Source organism: Polaromonas sp. P1_F6 (assembly GCF_056405695.1).
Genome location: NZ_JBFUBQ010000005.1, coordinates 241,488 through 261,764 on the forward strand (window position 1 = coordinate 241,488; position 20,277 = coordinate 261,764).

Here is a 20,277-nt window from a genome sequence, read left to right on the forward strand (position 1 = left end):
GCAGGGGGAAGGCGACGCGAAGCGGCGCTTCGGGGGGTTACTTGTTCTTCCCGGGATCCTTGACGTCCTTGATCACATCAAACTCCACGTTGTAGAGTTGCCCGTCCTTCTTCTCGACCTTGCGCAGATAGACATCCTGCACGATGTCGCGCGTCTGTGCGTCGATGAAAATCTTGCCGCGCGGGCTTTCAAACAGCTGGCCCTTCATGGCTTCGAGCAGCGCGTCGCCGCCACCCTGGCCCTTGCTGGTTTTGAGCGCCTCGTAAATTACCCGCATGCCGTCATAGCCACCCACCGCCATGAAGTTGGGGCGCAGGCCCTTGTTGGCTTTGGCAAACGCTTCCACGAATTTTTTGTTCATCGCCGAGGGGTGCGCCGCCGAGTAGTGGTGCGAAGTAACGACGCCAATCGCGCCGTCACCCATGTCGTTGAGCTGGTCGTCGTCCGTCACATCGCCGGTGGCGATCAGCCGAATGCCGGCCTTGTCCAGGCCGCGCTCAAGAAACTGCTTCATCACCGCGGCGCCTGCGCCCGAAGGCACGAAGACGAAGAGCGCATCGGGCTTGTTGTCCCGCACTTTTTGCAGGAAGGGCGCGAAGTCGGGATTGCGCAGCGGCACGCGCAGCGCTTCGGTCACCTGGCCGCCATTAAAGGTCAGGCGGTCCTTGAAGAATTTCTCCGCGTCGATGCCGGGGCCGTAGTCGGACACCAGCGTGACCACCGTCTTGATGCCGTTCTTGGGCGCCCAGTCGGCCAGGGCGACCGAAACCTGCGGCAGCGTGAAGCTGCTGCGCACGATGTAGGGGGAAGCCTGCGTGATGCTGGATGTTGCCGCCGCCATCACCACCATGGGCGTCTTGGATTGCGTCGCAATGGGCGCGGTGGCCAGGGCCGAGGGCGTGATGCCGAAGCCTGCCAGCACGTTGACCTTGTCGTTGACCACCAGCTCTTGCGCCAGGCGCCGTGTGGTGTCCGGCAGTGAGGTGTCGTCCTTCACGATCAGCTGGATTTTCTTGCCCGCCACGCTGTCGCCGTTCTGCGCCATGTAAAGGCGCACGGCCGCCTCGATCTGCCGGCCGGTGGTGGCCTGCTGGCCCGTCATCGGCAGGATCAGGCCGATCTTGAAGGTGTTGTCCTGGGCCAGTGCCGGGGCGGCGGCAAGTGCCGCGGCCGACAGCGCGGCGGCGGTGAGGAAGGTACGTTTTTTCATGCTTGTCTCCTGGGTGGTTTTCAGTTCTTGCTGCTGCGTCAAACGCGGCGGAGTTCAGGTCGCCGGCATCCGGCCGTAAAACGGTGCGAGTCTAGTATGAGTGCGGTATCAGCACAAATGTTCGATATGTGAACACATCGGCCATGCCCTCCATGGCTTCATTGTGTGGGTTGCCGCTCACGGGGTTGCTGTTGGTTCGCGGTCGGTTGCGCGATCATCGCGCGCATGACCCGGTGATCGCACACAAGTTGTCCCCTCACGCGTCGGGCCGGTAGGAAGAATCCAGCGTCACCGAACCGACCACGCGCGAGACACAGGCGCACAAGCGCGTGTTTTGTTGTTTCTCGTGCTCGCTCAGAAAGACGTCGCGGTGGTCGATCTCGCCGTCGACCGCCAGCACGTCCAGTGTGCACAGGCCGCATTCGCCGCGCTTGCAGTCGAAGACGGCCTGCACCCCAGCCTGCTCCAGCGCATCCAGCAGGCTGCAGTCGGCCGGCACAGTGATGTCCAGCGCGTGGCGGGGGATTTGCACCCGAAAAGCCTGCGGTGCGAAGCGCCCGCTGTTGCCGAAGGTTTCATAACGCAGGTCGGCCGCTGGCCGGCCCGAGGCTTCCCAGGCATGGCGCGCCGCGTCCAGCATGGGCACCGGGCCGCAGACATACATTTGCGCGCCGGCCGGTAGCGCTGCGATCTCGCCGGCGAAATCGATGCGCGCGTCGACGGCCGCCTGCAGCCGCTCGCCCAGGCAAGCCCGCAGCATTTCGCCGTAAGCCAGTTCAGATTCACTGCGCACGCCATACAGCATGCGCAGCGGCCGGCCCGACTGCGCACAGCGGTCGGCCAGCGCCAGGGCCATGCCCACCAGCGGCGTGATGCCTATGCCGCCGGCCACCAGCAGGTAAGCCGGGGCATTGAAGTCCAGCGGGAAATGGTTGCGCGGCCCGCTCACCTGCAACCGGTCGCCAGCGGCCAGCTGCCACATCGCGCGCGAACCGCCGCGGCCGTCGTCCAGCCGCTTCACCGCGATGCGATACGTTTGGCCATCGGTCTCGCTGACCAGTGAGTAAGAACGAAGCTGCGGCTTGTCGTCCACCAGCAGCTGTACCTGCAGGTGGCTGCCAGGTTCGTGGCGCTGCACGGTGGCTGCGTCACCCATGGGCCGGATGCGGAACTCGCGCACGGTGGGCGTGAGTTCGTCAAAAGATTCAATGACCGCATCGGTCCAGCTGGAGGTGGCTTTCATTCAGTTTTCCGTGATCTCTTAAATTCGAGGGCCGCCGTGGAACCGGCTTTGCCGGGCCACTGGTGGCGCCCCTTGGGGGGAGGCGGCCGCAGGCCGCTTTGGGGGGACGTCATTTCTTCCGTATGAGCCGCACGCCGGGCATCTGGTCCAGGTTGTGGCTGGCCACGGCAGCGCGCAGGTTGCGCTGGGCCAGGCGTGAGTGCTCGCGCATGATCGCTTCGGCGCGCGAGCCCTCGCGCTGCTCAATGGCGTCGAGCACCTGTCGGTGCTGGTCCTGCGCCACGACCAGCATGTCGCGAGCGCCCGGGGAATTGGCCTGCACCACCACAAAACCCGAAGGCGACGCAAACGGCAGGCTGAACACGCGTTCGAGCTCCTTGGCAATGACGCTGCTACCGGCCATTTCACCCAGCAGTTCATGAAACCGCTCGTTCAGCGCGACGTAGGAAGAGAAAGCCTCATCGTCCAGCGCAGGCTGGCTGAGCACCGCATCGATCTTGCCCAGGCATTCGCGGGCTTCGTTCAGAACCACGGTGGGTGCGCCGCGCTCGGCGGCCAGCCGCGCCGACAGCCCTTCAATGGTGCCGCGCAGTTCGATCGCTTCGGACACATCGCGTTCGGAAAACGTGCGCACGGCGTAGCCGCCGTTGGGCAGCGACTCCAGCAGGCCTTCCTGCTCCAACCGCATCAATGCCGCGCGGATGGGTGTGCGTGAGAAGCCGAGTTTTTCAACGATGGACAGCTCGGCAATGCGTGCTCCGCCGGGCAACTCGCCGGCCAGGATCATCTCGCGAAGCTGAAGCTGCGCCCGCACCTGCGCGCTTTCAAGGCTATTTTGGCCTGTAGCCCTTTCGGAATCCGCGCTGGCAGCTACTGAATTGATAGCATTGATTGTGGTTCGCATAAAAAATGATCCCCGCCTCAGGCCGCCAGCCGGATAGTGATGACAGGCGCCGGTGGTTTTTCTTTCGCGATCAGTCCGTCTATCAGGCGCCGGGCCCACATCGAGCCGGCATCGATGTTGAGGTTGTAGAACTGGTGGTCCGGGTGTTCGTCGATGGCGATTTGCTGGGCCTCCAGCACATGTTCGTCCTCGCGGAAGATGCCGGCCACGCCCTCGCGCAGCTGGTGCGTCAGGCGCTGTTCACCCAGGCAGTAATTGCGTGCGAAAGCCCAGAAGTAGTGGCAGCTGCCGTCTGTTTCCGGCGTCACCGTATTCAGCACAAAACCATTGACGCCCTTGCTGCGGTCGCCCGGCTGGCCGTCTTTGGGTGGCGCACCCGATCCGGCTTCGGCCACGCCGACGTCGATGTTCACAGTGCAGGGCGCTTCGAATTTGATGATTTGCCAGCGGTCCACCTTGCCCCTGTAGCCGCGCGCGTGCTCAATCTGCCCGGCCCAGAACGGCGGTGCGTCGATGTTTTCCATCCAGCGCGTGACGGTGGCCGTACGGTCGCCATGCGTGGCGACAAAGGGCGCCTCGGCCACGGCGCGCTGGCCGATGCTGGAGCCGTGCACAAAGGTTTCGTGGGTCAGGTCCATCAGGTTGTCGACGACCAGGCGGTAGTCGCACTTCACCGTGATCAGCTTGCCGTCGCCGGCCCAGTCTGCGTCGTCGTTCCAATGCATGTCGGGCACCAGCGCCGGGTCGGCCTTGGCCGGGTCGCCGGGCCAGATCCAGACAAAGCGATGCTTTTCCAGTACCGGGAAGGCACGCACGCAGGCCGAAGGGTTCAGCGTTTCCTGGCTGGGCATGTGGGTGCAGCGGCCCTGGGCGTTATAGACCAGGCCGTGGTAACCGCAGGTCACCTCGTCGCCGTTCAGCGCGCCCATGGACAGCGGCAGCAGCCGGTGCCAGCAGGCGTCTTCCAGTACGGCGACCTGGCCGTCGGTGCGGCGGAACATCACCACCTTCTGTTTGCAAATCGTGCGCGCCAGCAGCGTGCGGCCCACCTCTACGTCATAAGCGGCGGCATACCAGGCGTTCAGGGGGAAAGTCGATTTCTGGGCATTCATGGATACGCAATGTATACATAAATTGCCATAAAGCCAAGAAAAATAGGGAAATTCAGGGAAAATACGGAATTTCTGTATTCAATAAGGGGTGATTTTGCTGGAATACCATGGGGGTTTGTGCCTGCAACCGATGGAGACTTTCCCATGACCGCCAAGCTACCCGCCCGTTATGACCATGTCGGCAGCTTTCTGCGCCCGCAGTACCTGCTGGAAGCCCGCGAGCAAAAGGCCAAGGGCCAGATCACGCCCGAACAACTGCGCAAGGTCGAAGACCAGGCCATCACCGAAATCGTGAAGTTCCAGGAAGACGTGGGCCTCAAAAGCATCACTGACGGCGAATTCCGCCGCACCTACTTCCACATCGACTTCCTCGAGCAGATCGGCGGCGTGAAGACCGATATCCCGGTCACCATCCAGCGGCCCGACGGCAGCATGGAACTGGCGCCGCCGGTGATGCGGGTGATCGACAAGGTGCGCCACGTCAAGGACATCCAGCTCGCCGACTTCCAGTACCTCAAAAGCCAGGTCAGTGCGGGCAACACGCCCAAGGTCACCATTCCCTCGCCAACGATGCTGCACTTTCGCGGCGGCCGCGCCGGCATCAGCAAAGAGGCCTATCCCGAACTCGACCCGGCTTTTTACGACGACGTAGCCAAGGCCTATGGCGACGAACTGCGCAGCCTGGCCGCGGCCGGCTGTACCTATGTGCAGATGGACGACACCAACCTGGCCTACCTGTGCGACGAGAAAATGCGTGAAGCGGCGCGCCAGCGCGGAGACGATCCCAACGAGCTGCCGCACCGCTACGCCAAATTCATCAACAAGGTGGTCGCGCAAAAGCCCGCCGGCATGACGCTGGCCATGCATTTGTGCCGCGGCAACTTCAAGAGCACCCACGCCGCGGCCGGCAACTACGAGCCGGTGGCCGAGGCGCTGCTCAAGGAGATGGACCTGGACGCCTATTTCCTCGAGTACGACGACAGCCGCAGCGGCGACTTCAAACCCCTGCGCTACCTGCCCAAGGGCAAGACCGTGGTGCTGGGCCTGGTCACTACCAAGTTCGGTGAAATGGAAAGCAAGGACGACCTGAAGCGCCGCATTGAAGACGCTGCGAAATACGCGCCGCTGGAGCAGCTCGCGCTGTCACCGCAGTGCGGCTTCAGCAGCACCGTGCACGGCAACAACATCGCCGTGGAAGCGCAACGCAACAAGCTGCGCCTGGTGGTCGAAACCGCACGCGAGGTGTGGGGCACAGCCTGAGCTGACCCCGGGACTGGCACTCATCCTCCCCTTCTCGTATCCCCTTCTCGTATCTTTAGCGAGGGGGCCTGGCTGACTCCAGCCTGTTTTTTTGGGGGCCGTTAACCGGCGCCTTCTGCTGCGTCGGTAGTTTCGCTGTGGCTTGGTGGCTCCCGGTTGGCGGCGATCCCGTGGGCAACCCCGGCCAACGGGTCGGTGCCACGATTGGGCATCAAACGGCTCACCATTCCCACTGGACGTGCGCAAGCAGCTCTCAAAAAGATAGCAAGCATGGCCTGGGCATGCCGCCCGCAGGCTTCTGGCGCAGCCCTCGCCAGTACGGGCGCTGCCGGCCGGCGCGTACCCCATGAGTGCCGCCCCTCTTCTTTGCCTCCTCTTCTTATCCCTATTGACCGGTGCTCCTTCGTGCGGACGACGACCACTTCTGTCTGCCTGTCGGTGGGAATAGGGCAATGAACATTTACTTACATTTGGCAAAGAGCCATCGGCGTGCCGGCTTATTTTTCCAGGATCTTTAAATAACTGTGCAAAAACAAACACTTACAGCGAAAATAGGAGGTGTTTTAACAAAAAATATTGGACAGCGTAAGAGCAAAGCGCTACAACCGATAAAACATTTTGTTGCATTTGTACGCCGAAAGGGTCGCTTCTTGAGCAGTTCAGTCTTTCTGGCATCCAGGCTTGTCGCCTGGGGAGTTCTGGGCGTATGCATCGCCCTGCACGTCCCTGCGCTGGCGCAGGTCCGGGCAGACGTGCGGCCCGATGCCGGAACGCTGCTGGAGCCGCAAGGTTCGTTACCGTTGCTGCCCTTGCGTAGCGGGCCACTGCCCGAACTGGCACCGCCCCGGGTTGCGGAGCCAGCGGCGGGAACTGCGCGCATTACGCCAGCGGCGTTCAGCTTTTCCGGCAACAGCGTTTTCTCCAGTGAAGCACTTGCGGCTTTGCTGTCGAGCCGGCTCCACCGGCCCACGGATCTGGCCGGCCTCACAGATGCCGCCAATGCCATCAGCGCGCTTTACCGGCAGAACGGCTATCTGCTCACGCAGGCGTACCTGCCCGAGCAGGCGTTTCCCGCAGAGGGCGGGACTGTCGCCATCACCATCATTGAAGCGCGGGTCGGCCGCGTCTCTGTGCGTGTCGACGGCGCCGGCATCTCAAAGGCGTTCGCGGAAGAACTGGTGGGCAGCCAGCTGCGGTCCGGTGACGCCGTTACCGAATACGCACTCGACAAGCCCGTGTTGCTGTTGCGCGACCTGGCGGGATATGACGCCGGCGCTACGGTTGAGCCTGGAGATCGCCTGGGCCTGGCGGATGTCCTGATCACCGTGCAGGGCAAAGGGCCGCGCGCCGACGGCTCGGTCAGCGTAGACAACCATGGCGCGCGCGCCGCTGGTGCCGCGCGTGTCACTTTAAGTGCCAATCTCAACAACCTGCTGGGGCGCGGTGACGTGCTGGCCTTGAGCACCCAGCAAAGCGACCAGGCTGGCTCGACCCTGTACCGCGCCGGCTACACCGTGCCGGTCGGCGCTTACGGCACGCGGGTGGGTGTCAGCGCGGTGCGCCTGGATTACGCGCTGGGCAAGCAATTCGAGCCTCTGGGGGCCAGCGGCCGGGCCGACATTCTCGGCCTCAACCTGTCCCACCCCCTGCTGCGCGGGCGCGCCAACAATTTGTACGGCCTCATCAGTGCAGAGCAAAAAAAGCTCGTTGACGAAACGCGCACACCCGCACTCAAAAGCGAGCGCGACATCGCCGCGCTCAGGCTGGGGCTGGCGGGTAACTTCATCGACGAACTGGCGGGCGGCAGCAGCCTGAACAACTATGCCGTGAACGCCACCTTCGGCCGCCTCACGTTGAATGCGGCCGATCAGGCGCTTGACGATGGCCTCGGCGGCCTGCGCACAGCGGGCGGTTTCAGCAAGCTGAACCTGGAATTCCAGCGCTCCCAGTTTTTTGATGCCGCTTACAGCTTTCACGTCGCGGCACAGGCCCAGCTGGCGTCGAAAAACCTCAGCTCGGCCGAAAAAATGGTTCTGGGCGGGCCCAATGGCGTGCGCGGCTACCCGGTGGGGGAAGGCGTCGGCGACGCCGGTTTCCTGTTGAACCTGGAGTCGCGTTACCAGCTCGCGCCAACGGTCTGGGGTGAGCCTTTGACTCTGCTGGCTTTCTATGACCATGGGCGCATTCGCTTCAACCAGAACGGCCCCACTGTGCCGGGCAATGCCAACACRCTGAGCCTCGGTTCCGTCGGTGTGGGCGCCACGCTGGGCCAGCCCGGCAAATTCCTGGTCAAGACCTACCTGGCATGGCGCACGACGACGGCGCCGCCGTCCACCGGCGACCCGGACCGTGCGCCGCGCGCCTGGCTGTCGGTCCAAGCCTGGTTCTAGCCCGGCCCCACTCCCTGCTCTGCATACCCATCATGACCGCCCCCACTTCTTCCCCTCGCGCCGCCTATCGCCCCTGGTCCGTGCGCACGGTGGTGGTCCGCCTGTCGCGCAAGCTCTCGGCCACTTACCGCATCCGCAGCGACCGCAGGCTGTCGCGCCTGCTTGCAACCCTGCTGGCGGCTGTCTCGCCCTGGGCCACCGCCTTGCCTGAAGGCGCGCAGTTGGTGGGAGGCCAGGCCAGCGTCAGCACGCCGTCGGCCAACGCCATGGTGGTCAACCAGACCAGCGACAAGGCGGTGCTGAACTGGCAAAGCTTCAACATCGGCGTGGGCCAATCGATGCAGTTCGTGCAGCCCGGCGCTTCGTCCGTCGCGCTGAACCGCGTCATCGGCAACGGTGCCTCATCCATCTTCGGTTCGCTGAGCGCCAACGGCCAGGTCTTCCTGATCAACCCGGCCGGTGTGATGTTCGCTCCTGGGGCGCAAGTCAATGTGGGCGGGCTCGTCGCCTCCAGTCTCGACATCGGCAACGGCGACTTCATGGCAGGCCGCTACACCTTCAGCGGCAACGCCTCCGGCCGCGTGGACAACCACGGCAGCATCAACGTCGCGCGCGGCGGCTACGTGCTGCTGGCCGCACCCCAGGTCAGCAATACCGGCGCCATCAGCGCCGAAGCCGGCTCCGTCGGCCTGCTCGCGGGCTCGCGTGTGTCGGTCGACACCTCGGGTGTGGGCCTGGTGCGCTTCTCGGTGGACGCCGCGGCCGCGCAGGCCGCGATCACCAACAGCGGCAGTATCACGGCCACGGGCGGCCGGGTTGCCGTGCTGGCCAGTGCCATGGGCGATGCCATGGCGACCGTCATCAACCAGTCCGGCGTCATCCGCGCCAACTCAGCCGTGGAGCGCAACGGCACGATTGTGCTGAGCGGCGGTGGCACAGGTGTTGTCCAGGTCTCCGGCACACTCGATGCCAGCGGCACCGCCCCGGGCCAGAGCGGCGGCACGGTGCAGGTGCTGGGCGACAAGGTGGCGCTGGACACCGGTGCTGCCATTGACGTCTCCGGCGCAGCCGGCGGCGGCACCGCGCTGGTGGGCGGCGATTACCAGGGCGGCAATGCGGCCGTCCAGAATGCTTCACGCACTTATGTGGCCGCAGGCGCATCGATACGGGCCGACGCGACAGACAGCGGCAAAGGCGGAAAAGTGGTGGTCTGGGCCGACGGTGACACGCGCCACAGCGGCGCCATCAGCGCGCGCGGCGGCGCCAACGGTGGTGACGGCGGCTTTGTCGAGGTTTCGGGCAAGCAGCAGCTGGACCTGCGCGGCAGTATCGACGTGGCCGCGCCGGCCGGCACTGGCGGAAGGGTGCTGCTGGATCCGCAGGACATCGACATCAACACCACCATACAGTCCTCACCGCCCAACAATGCCGATGGCACGCCCGACGTGGCCCTCTTCGATCCACCGAGCCCGACGGGCACGTACACCATCCAGATCGCCGACATTACCGGCTATAGCGAGCTGTACCTCCAGGCCTCGCGCAACATCACGCTGGCCAGCGCACTGGCCATGACGGCGGGCAACAAGGTCCGCTTTGAAGCTGGCAACACGATTGCCCTCAATGCCGCACTAACGGCTTCCGGCGGCGTGAATCTTTCGGCGGCCAATATCACCAGCACCGCGGCCGGTAGCATCACCACCACAGGCGCCGGCAATACCAATGCCGGCAACGTCACCCTCAACGCTACGGGCACTGTCAACCTGCTCGGGGCCATCAACGCCATCGGAGGCCCTGCCACAACCGGCAACCCAGGCCGTAGCGGTGGGGCCGTCAGCATCTCGGGCGCCGGTGTCACCACCGCCGCCATCACCGCCAGCGGTTCCGCCGGGCTGGGGGCTGGACAGGCCGGTGGTACGGGCGGCAGTATCAACATTACCTCCACCGGCGGCATCTCCAGCACAGGCACCCTCACGGCCAGCGGCGGTGCCGCTGGCACGACGGGCATCGCGGCCGGGGGCAACGCGGGCAGCATCATCCTGGCTAACAGCGGCAACGGTAACGTCGCTGTGAGCGGGTTGACCGCCAGCACCGGCAATGCGGTCACCACCGGCGCCGGCGGCACGGCCGGCAGCATCTCCGTGACCAACAGCGTGGCCAGCGCCAGCCTGGGCACCGGCAACATCACCACCCAGGGCGGCAACAACGGCGACGGCGGCGCCATCACGCTCAATTCCGCCGGTGCACTGAGCGCGGGCACCGTCACCAGCACCGGCGGCACGGCACTGGCCAACACTGCAGGCCGCAATGCCGGTGCAATCAACATCACGGCGGCCGGCGCCATCACCGCGCTGGGCGCTGTAACGGCCAGCGGCACGGCCGGCAACACGGCCGGCAACGGCGGCAACGCGGGCGCAGTCTCCATAGTCGCCGCGGGCGGCATCGCAGGCGCAGCCATGACCGCCAGTGGCGGGGCCGGTGTGGGCGCCAATGCGTCGGGCGGCAATGCAGGAACCATCACGGTTACCAACAGCGGTACCGGCAACATCACTGCCGCCGCGCTGGCCGCACAGACCGGCACGGCCACGGGCACCGGTACCGGCGGTGCGGCCGGCAGCATTTCGGTGACGAATACGGCTGCCGCGGGCAACCTGACGACCGCGGGAGTCACCACGACGGGCGGAGCCAAAGGCGACGGCGGCGCCGTGAACCTGAGTGCGCTGGGCGCTTTGTCCACCGGCGCTGCTGGCACCATCAACACGGCCGGTGGCGTCACGCTGGCAGGCTATGCCGGCCGCAATGCTGGCGCCGTCACACTCTCGGGTGCAAGCGTAAGCACTGGCACGGGCAACATCACCGCCAACGGCACGCCGGGTATAGGCGCTGGCCAAAATGGCGGCAATGGCGCCAATGTGCAAGTCACCGCCACGGGCGCCATCACAGCCGGTGCCGTCAATACAACGGGCGGTGCGGGCATTGCCACCCTGGCCAGCGGCGGCAATGCGGGCACGATCACCGTCATCAACAACTCGGCGACGGTGGGCGCCATCTCACTGGGAGGGCTGAGCTCCAGCAGCGGAGCGGCCTTCGGGACCGGCGCTGGCGGCACGGCCGGTGCCGTGCAGGTGACCAACAATGCGGCCGGGCAAGGCCTCACCACGGGGGCCATCACGGCCAACGGCGGCACCAACAGCGCCGGTGCCGATGTCACCCTGAGCTCACAAGGTGCCCTTACCGTCAGCGGGCTGATCACCACCAGCGGCGGCGCGTTGGGTACCGGTATGACCGCAGCAGGCAAGAACGCCGGCAACGTCACGATCACGGGCGTCAACCGCGCCGTCACCGGTGCCATCACCGCCAGCGGCGGTGCAGGGATGGGTACCAACCAGGCCGGTGGCAATGCCGGCGTGGTGAGCATCACCGGCAGCGGCAGCCTGGGCACGAACAACATCGCAGCACAAACCGGTGCAGCGACGGGCACCGGCGCGGGCGGCACAGCAGGCAGCATCATGTTGGACGGCACGGCAGTGACCACTGGTACCCTGACGACCACGGGCGGCGCCAACGGCAACGGCGGCACTGTCAGCGCCACCTCGACGGCCGGCGTTTTGACGACAGGCGCGATCGTTTCCAGCGGCGGCACAGCCAATGCGGGAACGGCCGGGCGCAATGCCGGAACGGTGACGCTGCAGGCCACGGGTGGTCTGTTGACCGGCGCCACCATGACCGCCAGCGGCACGAACGGCACTCTGACGGGCGACCAGGCCGGCGGCAACGGTGCGGTGATCTCCATTACCGGCAACAGTGGCATCAGCGTCACCAATCTCGCGGCCAGCGGCGGCGCGGGTGTGGGCACCAATGCTGCCGGCGGAAATGCCGGCAGTATCACGGTCAACAACAGCGGCAGCGGAAACATCACCACCGGAACCCTGGCGGCCCAAACCGGCAATGCAATCGGCACGGGCGCAGGGGGCACCGCGGCCAGCGTCGCCGTCACGAATACGGCAGCGGCCGGCAATGTCACGACGGCAGGCATCACCACCACCGGCGGCACCAAAGGCGACGGCGGTGCCGTCACCCTGAGTGCCCAGGGTGCGCTGTCCACTGGTGCTGCAGGCGCGATCAATACGGCCGGCGGCGTCACCTTGACGGGCAATGCAGGCCGCAATGCCGGCACCGTCACGCTCTCAGGCGCAAGCGTGAGCACCGGTACCGGAAACATCACGGCCAACGGCACGCCAGGCATAGGCGCCGGCCAAAGCGGCGGCAACGGCGCCAATGTGCAAATCACGGCTGCCGCGGGCGGCATCACCGCCGGCGCCATCAACACCACGGGCGGTGCGGGCATTGCCACGCCGGCCAACGGCGGCAGCGCGGGCAGCATCACCGTCATCAACAATTCGGCCACCACTGGCGCCATCTTGCTGGGAGCACTGAGCTCCAACAGCGGGGCTGCTTTCGGCGCCGGCACGGGCGGCACCGCCGGCGCTGTGCAGGTGACCAACAGCGCGGCCGGGCAAGCCCTCTCCATCGCAGGGGCTGTGACGGCCAATGGCGGCACCAACGGCGCCGGCGCCGACGTCGTCCTGAGTTCGCAGGGCGCTCTCACGGTCGGCGGAACGATCAACACCAGCGGCGGTGCTATCGGCGCCGGGGTGACCGCCGCAGGAAAAAATGCCGGCAACATTACCCTGAGCGGCGTCAACCGCTCGGTCACGGGCCTGATCACCGCCAGCGGCGGCGCGGGGCTGGGTGCCAACCAGGCGGGTGGCAACGCCGGCGCGGTGAGCATCACCGGCAGCGGCACACTTGGCGCGGTCGGCATCACGTCCCAAACAGGTGCCGCAACAGGAACGGGCGCCGGCGGCAACGCCGGCAGCATCACGCTGACGGGCAGCGCCGTCACAGCTGGCGCGCTGACGACCACAGGCACCGCCAACGGCGACGGCGGCGCCGTCAGTGTCACGTCCACGGCGGGCGTTTTGACGGCCGGCGTCATCAATACCAGCGGTGGCGCGGCCAATGCCGGCACGGCGGGTCGCAACGCAGCAGCGGTCACCTTGCAGGCCACGGGCGGCCTGCTCACCGGCACGACCATTACGGCCAGCGGTACCAACGGCGCACTGGCGGGCGACCAGGCCGGCGGCAATGGCGCGGCGATTTCCCTTGCCGGCACCGGCGGCATCACGGTGACCAACCTCACGGCCAGCGGCGGCGCAGGCGTGGGTACCAATGCGGCCGGCGGCAATGCCGGCAGCATCACGGTCAACAACAGCGGCAGCGGCAATATCGCCACTGGAACGCTGACGGCGCAAACCGGCAATGCGGTGGGCACAGGTGCAGGCGGCACGGCCGGCAGCGTCAGCGTGGCCAACGCGGCGGCCGGCGGTACCTTGTCCACCGCGGCCATTCTCACCAGCGGCGGTGTCAAGGGCAACGGCGGCAATGTCAATCTGTCGGCACTGGGCCAGGTGTCCATCGTCAACAACAACATCACCACCAGCGGCGGCACTGCGGTCAGCGGCCAGGCCGGCCGTAACGCCGGCACCGTCACCATCAGCGGCGGCGGCCTCAATATGGGAACGGGCACCATCACGGCCAGCGGTGGCGCGGCAGCTGCCACGTCGAACCTGAAAGGCGGCAGCGGCGCGGCCGTCAGCATCACGACCACCGATGCCGTGACCACCGGCGCTCTCACCGCCAACGGCGGCGCGGGTGGCACCACCAACGGTGACGGTGGTGATGCCGGCAGCATCACCGTGCAGAACAATTCCACAACGGCAGGCGCGATTGCGTTGGGTGGGCTCGCGGCACGTACGGGCGCGGCAGTGGGTACCGGCGCCGGTGGCGCGGCCGGCAGCATCAGCGTGACCAACAACGCGGCAGGCGCCAACATCGGGACCGGTGCGATAGACAGCAGCGGCGCGGCAGGCGGCAACGGCGGCTCGGTCGCACTGGCCTCGCAGGGCGGCGTGACGGTCACCGGCACGCTGAACACCAGCGGCACGGCGCTGGCCGGTGGCACCGGCGCTGGCCGCAATGCGGGCAATATCACGGTGACGGGCGTCAACCGCTCGGTCACGGGTCTGGTCAGCGCCAGTGGCAGCGCGGGCCTGGGCACCAACCAGGCCGGCGGCAATGCCGGTGTGGTGAGCATCACGGGCAGCGGCACGTTGGGCACCGCGGCAGTGACGGCCTCAACGGGTGGCGCCACCGGAACGGGCGCCGGCGGCACGGCCGGCAGTATCACGCTGAACGGAACGGCGCTGACAGTCGGTGCGCTTACCACCACGGGTGGCGCCAACGGCAACGGCGGCAACATCAGCGTCACCTCGACGGCCGGCGTTTTGACGACAGGCGCGGTTGTTTCCAGCGGCGGCACCGCCAACGCGGGCACGGCGGGACGCAACGCAGGTTCCGTCACGCTGCAGGCCACAGGAGGCCTGCTGACCGGCACCACCGTGACCGCCAGCGGCACGAATGGCACGCTGACGGGTGACCAGGCCGGCGGTAACGGTGCGGCGATTTCCATTACCGGCAACAACGGCCTCACGCTCACCAATCTCACGGCGAGCGGCGGCGCAGCGGTCGGCACCAATGCGGCCGGTGGCAATGCCGGCAGCATCACGGTCAACAACAGCGGCAGTGGCAATATCACCACCGGAACGCTGACGGCACAAACCGGTAACGCGCTGGGCACCGGTGCGGGCGGCACGGCCGGCGGTGTTTCCGTGAGCAACACCGCCGCAGCGGGAACACTCTCCACCGGGGCCGTCACCACCACCGGTGGTGTCAAGGGCAACGGCGGCAACGTCAGCCTTTCTGCTGCCGGCCAGGTGTCAGTGCTCAACAACAACATCATCGCCAGCGGCGGCACCACGGTCAGCGGTCTGGCAGGCCGTGATGCCGGCACGGTCACCATCAGCGGCGCCGGCCTCAACATGGGCACCGGCACCATCACCGCCAGCGGCGGCGCGGCGGCGGCCACGTCCAGTCAAAAGGGCGGCAGCGGCGGCGCCGTCAGCATCACCTCCACGGGGGCGGTCACTACCGCAGGCATGACGGCCAGCGGGGGTGCGGGCGGAACCACCAACGGCGACGGCGGCAATGCGGGCAGCATCGGCGTGGCTAACACCGTTGCGGGTGCTGTCACGGTGGGTGCACTGGCTGCGCAAAGCGGCAATGCAGCCGGCACGGGCGCAGGCGGCTCGGCAGGCAGCATTACCCTAAGCAACACGGCTGGCAACCTCACGGCAGGTACGCTGACCACTACGGGCGGCACTTCGGGCCATGGCGGCAACATCAGCGTTAGCGGATCCGGCGGCGCAGTGGCGGTTGGCGCCATAGTCACCAGCGGCGGCACGACTGCCGGCCCGGCCAACGGACGCAATGCCGGCACGGTAGACATTTCCGGCGCGGGCGTCACCACGGCGGCCATCACGGCCAACGGCACCAACGGCAGCACCGTCGGCTCGGGTGGCAATGGTGGCGCGGTCACCGTCAATTCCACGGGGGCCATCAGCAGCACCGGTGCAATCAGCGCCGTTGGCGGCAACGGTGCGGGCGGCAACCAGGCCGGCGGTCAGGGCGCCGCGGTGTCGATGGCTTCCACCGGCGGCAATGTATCGGTCGCCGCCATCACCACCACCGGCGGCAACGGCGGCACAGGCGTGGCGGCGGGCGGTAACGCAGGCGCCATCACACTCGACGCAGCGGGCGCCACGCCCACCATCACCCTTGCCGGCGGGCTTACTGCGCTGGGTGGCAACCAGGTCGGCGGCGCGGTCTCCGGTGCTGGCGGCGTTGTCCGTATCAAGGATGACGCACTGCTCAATACGGCCAGCATCACTGTGGACTCACGCGGCGGCAATGCCGGCGCGGGTGCCGGCGCCAATATCCAGTTCGACGGAGCGGTCAACAGCCAGGCCTCGGGCCGTACGCTGATCCTGCAGGCAGGCAACGGCGACGTGAGCATTGCCGGCACCACGGGCGCCAGCCTGGCCTTGTCGGCGCTGGCCGTGACCGCCAACGACATCGCCGTGGGCGCCATGGGCGGTGCCTCGGTGGGCGTTACCGGTTCCACCTCGCTGACGGCCACCACCGCCGGCGCCGACACTGGCGACATCAGTCTCAATGGCGCGCTCAACGTCAGTGCGTTGGCCCTGACGGCCGGAAGCGCACTCACGCAAACCAGCGCCATCAAGGCGACCACCGCCACTCTGGCGGCCGGCGCCGGCAACAACGTCACGCTGACCAACGCCGGCAACGATTTCACGGGGGCGGTGGCTGTCACCACGGGCAATAACGTCAGCATCACCGACAGCAATGCGCTGGTGATGGGGACCTCAGTGGTGTCGGGCTCTCTGGCGCTGAATACGGCCGGCGCCATCACACAGACCGGCGCGGTGACGGTCACAGGCGCCACCACGCTGGCCGCCGGCGCAGCCAACGACATCACGCTGGCCAATGCGGCCAACAACTTCTCCAGCGTGGCCGTCACCAGCGGCAACAACGTCTCGCTGCGCGATGCCAATGCCGTGGTGCTGGGTACCTCCGTTGCCAATAGCAGCCTGACAGTGGTGGCCGGCGCGACCATCACCCAGACAGGTGCCATTACCGCACCCACGCTGGTGGCCAAAACGCTGTCCGCCGGCACGGCGAACATCACATTGAACAATGCCGCCAACGAGGTCGCCACGGTCGATCTGCGTGCCCGCAACGCCGCCGACACGGCCAATGCCAATGGCGCGGTCAGCTATCGCGACGCCACCGGCTTCGACGTGGCCGCTGTCAACACCACAGGGGCATTGACGCTGCAATCCGGCGGCAACATCACGCAGTCGGGCGCTGTGACGGCGGCCTCGCTGGCAGTGGCCGGCACGGGTGCAGGCTCGCTGAACCTCGGCACTCAGGCCAACAACATCGCCACCCTCAATGCCATCACGGCGGCGGGCGGCTTCACGCTGAATAACGGCAACAACAGCACAACGGTGGCTGGCAATATCAGCACCGTCAACAACGCTGTCGCCATAGACACCGGCACCGGCACGTACACGCAGAACAACGTCGACGTGGTTGCCGGCAGCGGGCCCATCACGATCACGGCCGACACGGTCGCCATCGCCGCGAACACAGGCAACAACGCGCTGGCGACCAGTGGCGCATTGACGCTCAAGGCCAAAACCGCGAGCCGCACCATGTCCCTGTCGGGCGCTTCGGGCTTTGACCTCACGGCCGCGGAAGTCAGCGCCTTCGCCACGGGCGCCACCGGCCCCATCGTCATCGGCGATACGGCCAGCACTGGCGCCATGACCATAGGCGGCGCGGTCGGCCTGGCCGGCAAGACCCTGACGCTCAATGCCGGCTCCATCACCGATGTGGGCGTGCAAACCATCACCGCGCAGAACCTCACCCTCAATGCCAACGGCCAGATCGGCACCGACGCCAGCAACGGCATCGACGTGGCGGCCGGCAACCTGAGCGTCAACACCACCGGCAATGCCAACGCCTTCGTGCGCAGCGCGGGCGCCGTCAACCTGGGTGTGGGCAGCACGGCCTCAAACCTCGGCAGCGGCACACTGAACCTGACGGCACTGGGCGCGGTCACCCAGACGGCCGGTACCGGCAACATCACGGCCGGCACGCTGCAGGTCAAAACGCTGGTCAACGCCGGCGGTGGCATCACGCTCAACAACAGCGGCAACACCAGCACCGCCATCAACCTGCAGGCCCGCAATGCCGCAGACACGGCCAATGCGGCGGGGGCCATCCAGTACAGCAGCGCGGCCGGATTCGACGTGGCTGCCGTTGCGACAACCGGCAATGCCACCCTGTCTGCAGGCGGGGCTGTCAGCCAGTCTGGCGCCATCCWGGCTTCAGGGCTCGCGCTGACGGGGGGAACGGGTGCTTATACCCTGGCAAACGCGGGCAATGCCGTCACCACGCTCGCCGCCAGCACCGGCAGCGTGGACTACAGGCAGGCCGGCGCACTGGTTGTGGGCACGGTCGGCGCGACAGCAGGCGTAACGGCCACCGGCGCGGTCAAAATTGAAACCACCGGCGCGGCGTCAAATCTCACGTTGAACAATGCCGTGAATTCTTCCGCCACCGGCGATGCCGTCGTCCTCAAGGCCGGCAGCGCCAATGCAGCCGGCGTCAGCACCGGCGGCCAGCTCGTCAACAATGTGGGCGCGGGCGGCATCGTGGCCGCATCTGGCCGCTACCTGGTCTACAGCGGCGACCCCGGCACCACGCTTGAGGGCGTTGCCGGCTACAGCAAGCGCTACAACAGCGACGCCAGCTATGTACCGGCCGGCAGCGCAAATACTTTCCTCTACCGCGTCGCGCCGACCTTGACGGTTACGGCCGACAACAAGACCAAGGTGTATGGCGACACCAACCCGCTGCTGACCGGGGTGGTAAGCGGGCTGATCGACAGCGACACCATCGCCAGCCTGGGCGTGAACTACACCACCACAGCCGTTGACCGGACGGCCGTGGCGGCCGGACCGGTGGCTATCACTGCCGGCGTAGGTACCAACAGCGAAAACTACACCCTGGCCTTGACCAATGGCGCGCTGACCATCACGCAGCGCGCGTTGACGGTCAGCGCCGCCGGCCAGAACCGTGTCTATGACGGCGGCGTTGCGGCCACCGTCGCGCTGACCGACAACCGCCTCAGCGGCGATGTGCTGACCGCCACGAATACCGCCGCGAGCTTTATCGACAAGAACGTCGGCACCGGCAAGACCGTGAACGTCAGCGGCATTGCCCTCACCGGCGCCGATGCGGGCAACTACAGCGCCAACACCACGGCAGCCACCACTGCCAACATCACGCAGCGCGCGCTCACGGTCGGCGCAACCGGCCAGAACCGTGTGTATGACGGCGGAACCGTTGCCACCGTGACGCTTGCCGACAACCGGATCGCCGGCGATGTGCTCACGGCTACCAACACGGCTGCCAGCCTTGGCGACAAGAATGTGGGTACAGGCAAGGCGGTGAGCGTCAGCGGCATTGCCGTGACCGGCTCCGACGCCGGGAACTACACGTACAACACCACGGCCGCCACCACGGCCGACATCACGCAGCGAGCCCTCACGGTCAGCGCCACAGGCCAAAACCGTGTCTATGACGGCGGAACCGCCGCCACCGTGACGCTTGCCGACAACCGTGTTGCCGGCGACGTGCTCGCCACCACCAACACGGCTGCCAGCTTTGGCGACAAGAATGTGGGCACCGGCAAGACGGTGAACGTCAGCGGCATAGCCGTCACCGGCACCGACGCCGGAAACTACACGTTTAACACCACGGCCGCCACCACCGCCAACATCACGCAACGCGCCCTGACGGTGGGTGCCACGGCCCAAAACAAGGTGTACGACGGCGGCACTGCCGCAACCGTGACACTGGCCGACAACCGGGTCGCCGGCGATGTACTCACGGCCAGCAACACCTCGGCCAGCTTTGCCGACAAGAATGCGGGCGTGGGTAAAACCGTCAACGTCGGCGGTATTGCCATCACCGGCACCGATGCGGTCAACTACAGCGTCAACAGCACGGCCGCCACCACGGCCAATATCACGCCGGCTTCGATTGCGAATGTCAGCGGCATCACCGCCGCGAACAAGGTGCAGGACGGCACCACATCAGCTACGCTGGCAACGGGCGGTGCTGCGTTTACCGGGCGCATAGGCGCGGACGTTCTCACCGTGGGGGCGGCTACCGGAAACTTCGATTCGCCTGCCGTCGGCAATGGCAAGCCCGTCAGCATTACCGGCATCACCCTGTCAGGTGCCGACGCCGGCAATTACACCTTGCAGAATGCGACGGCCGCCACGACAGCCAATATCACGCCGGCCCCTGCCAGTACCGCGGAGCGTACCGGTGACGCGCGCATTGTGAACGGTACGGCGCTGCCAGTCCTGGAAGGCGATGAGCGCCGTCAGCAGTCCCTGCGCGCCGCCGGCATCAAGGATGCCGAAGGCGGCGTTGCGGCCGATGTGCCGACTTTCCGCCTGGCTGGGTTCCCTGATCCGCGCAGTGCCGGGCTGGTCCTGCAGGACTGCGCGGAGCAGGGCCGCGGCCTGAACTGCGCTGGAGGCGGTCAGGGCCAGTAAATAACGTAAAAACGTCGTTATCGGCGGGTATCATGTGGCCGA

General features: G+C 66.5%; 7 protein-coding genes. 3 read left to right on the top strand and 4 right to left on the bottom strand.

Translation table 11 applies throughout. From position 1 onward, the window contains the following. Positions 1 to 37 precede the first annotated feature (37 nt). The 4 genes from AC1DY9_RS16565 to AC1DY9_RS16580 form a co-directional block, all read right to left on the bottom strand. Complete coding sequence (locus AC1DY9_RS16565; RefSeq protein WP_477667069.1) at positions 38 to 1,210, bottom strand: ABC transporter substrate-binding protein; 1,173 nt, start codon at positions 1,208 to 1,210, stop codon at positions 38 to 40. A 256-nt stretch (positions 1,211 to 1,466) separates the two neighbouring features. Continuing rightward, a complete protein-coding gene (locus AC1DY9_RS16570) occupies positions 1,467 to 2,453 on the bottom strand; it encodes a PDR/VanB family oxidoreductase (protein WP_477667070.1) in 987 nt (328 codons plus the stop codon). 109 nt (positions 2,454 to 2,562) lie between these two features. Beyond that, positions 2,563 to 3,357: a GntR family transcriptional regulator gene (locus AC1DY9_RS16575; protein WP_477667071.1), complete on the bottom strand. Its 795-nt coding sequence runs from the start codon at positions 3,355 to 3,357 to the stop codon at positions 2,563 to 2,565. 17 nt (positions 3,358 to 3,374) lie between these two features. After that, on the bottom strand, positions 3,375 to 4,469 hold the full coding sequence (locus AC1DY9_RS16580; protein WP_477667072.1) for an aromatic ring-hydroxylating dioxygenase subunit alpha: 1,095 nt from the start codon (positions 4,467 to 4,469) through the stop codon (positions 3,375 to 3,377). A gap of 144 nt (positions 4,470 to 4,613) precedes the next feature. Between AC1DY9_RS16580 and AC1DY9_RS16585 the strand changes: the two genes are divergently transcribed. The 3 genes from AC1DY9_RS16585 to AC1DY9_RS16595 all read left to right on the top strand — a co-directional run bounded on the left by AC1DY9_RS16585 (position 4,614) and on the right by AC1DY9_RS16595 (position 20,235). Beyond that, positions 4,614 to 5,729, top strand: a complete 1,116-nt coding sequence (locus tag AC1DY9_RS16585; RefSeq protein WP_457281944.1) for a 5-methyltetrahydropteroyltriglutamate--homocysteine S-methyltransferase — start codon at positions 4,614 to 4,616, stop codon at positions 5,727 to 5,729. 650 nt (positions 5,730 to 6,379) lie between these two features. Beyond that, positions 6,380 to 8,119, top strand: a complete 1,740-nt coding sequence (locus AC1DY9_RS16590) for a ShlB/FhaC/HecB family hemolysin secretion/activation protein (protein ID WP_477667073.1) — start codon at positions 6,380 to 6,382, stop codon at positions 8,117 to 8,119. Between the two features lie 32 nt (positions 8,120 to 8,151). Next, the gene (locus tag AC1DY9_RS16595) at positions 8,152 to 20,235 is read left to right on the top strand and encodes a YDG domain-containing protein (protein ID WP_477667074.1); all 12,084 of its coding nucleotides are present in this window, start codon (positions 8,152 to 8,154) and stop codon (positions 20,233 to 20,235) included. Positions 20,236 to 20,277 lie beyond the last annotated feature (42 nt).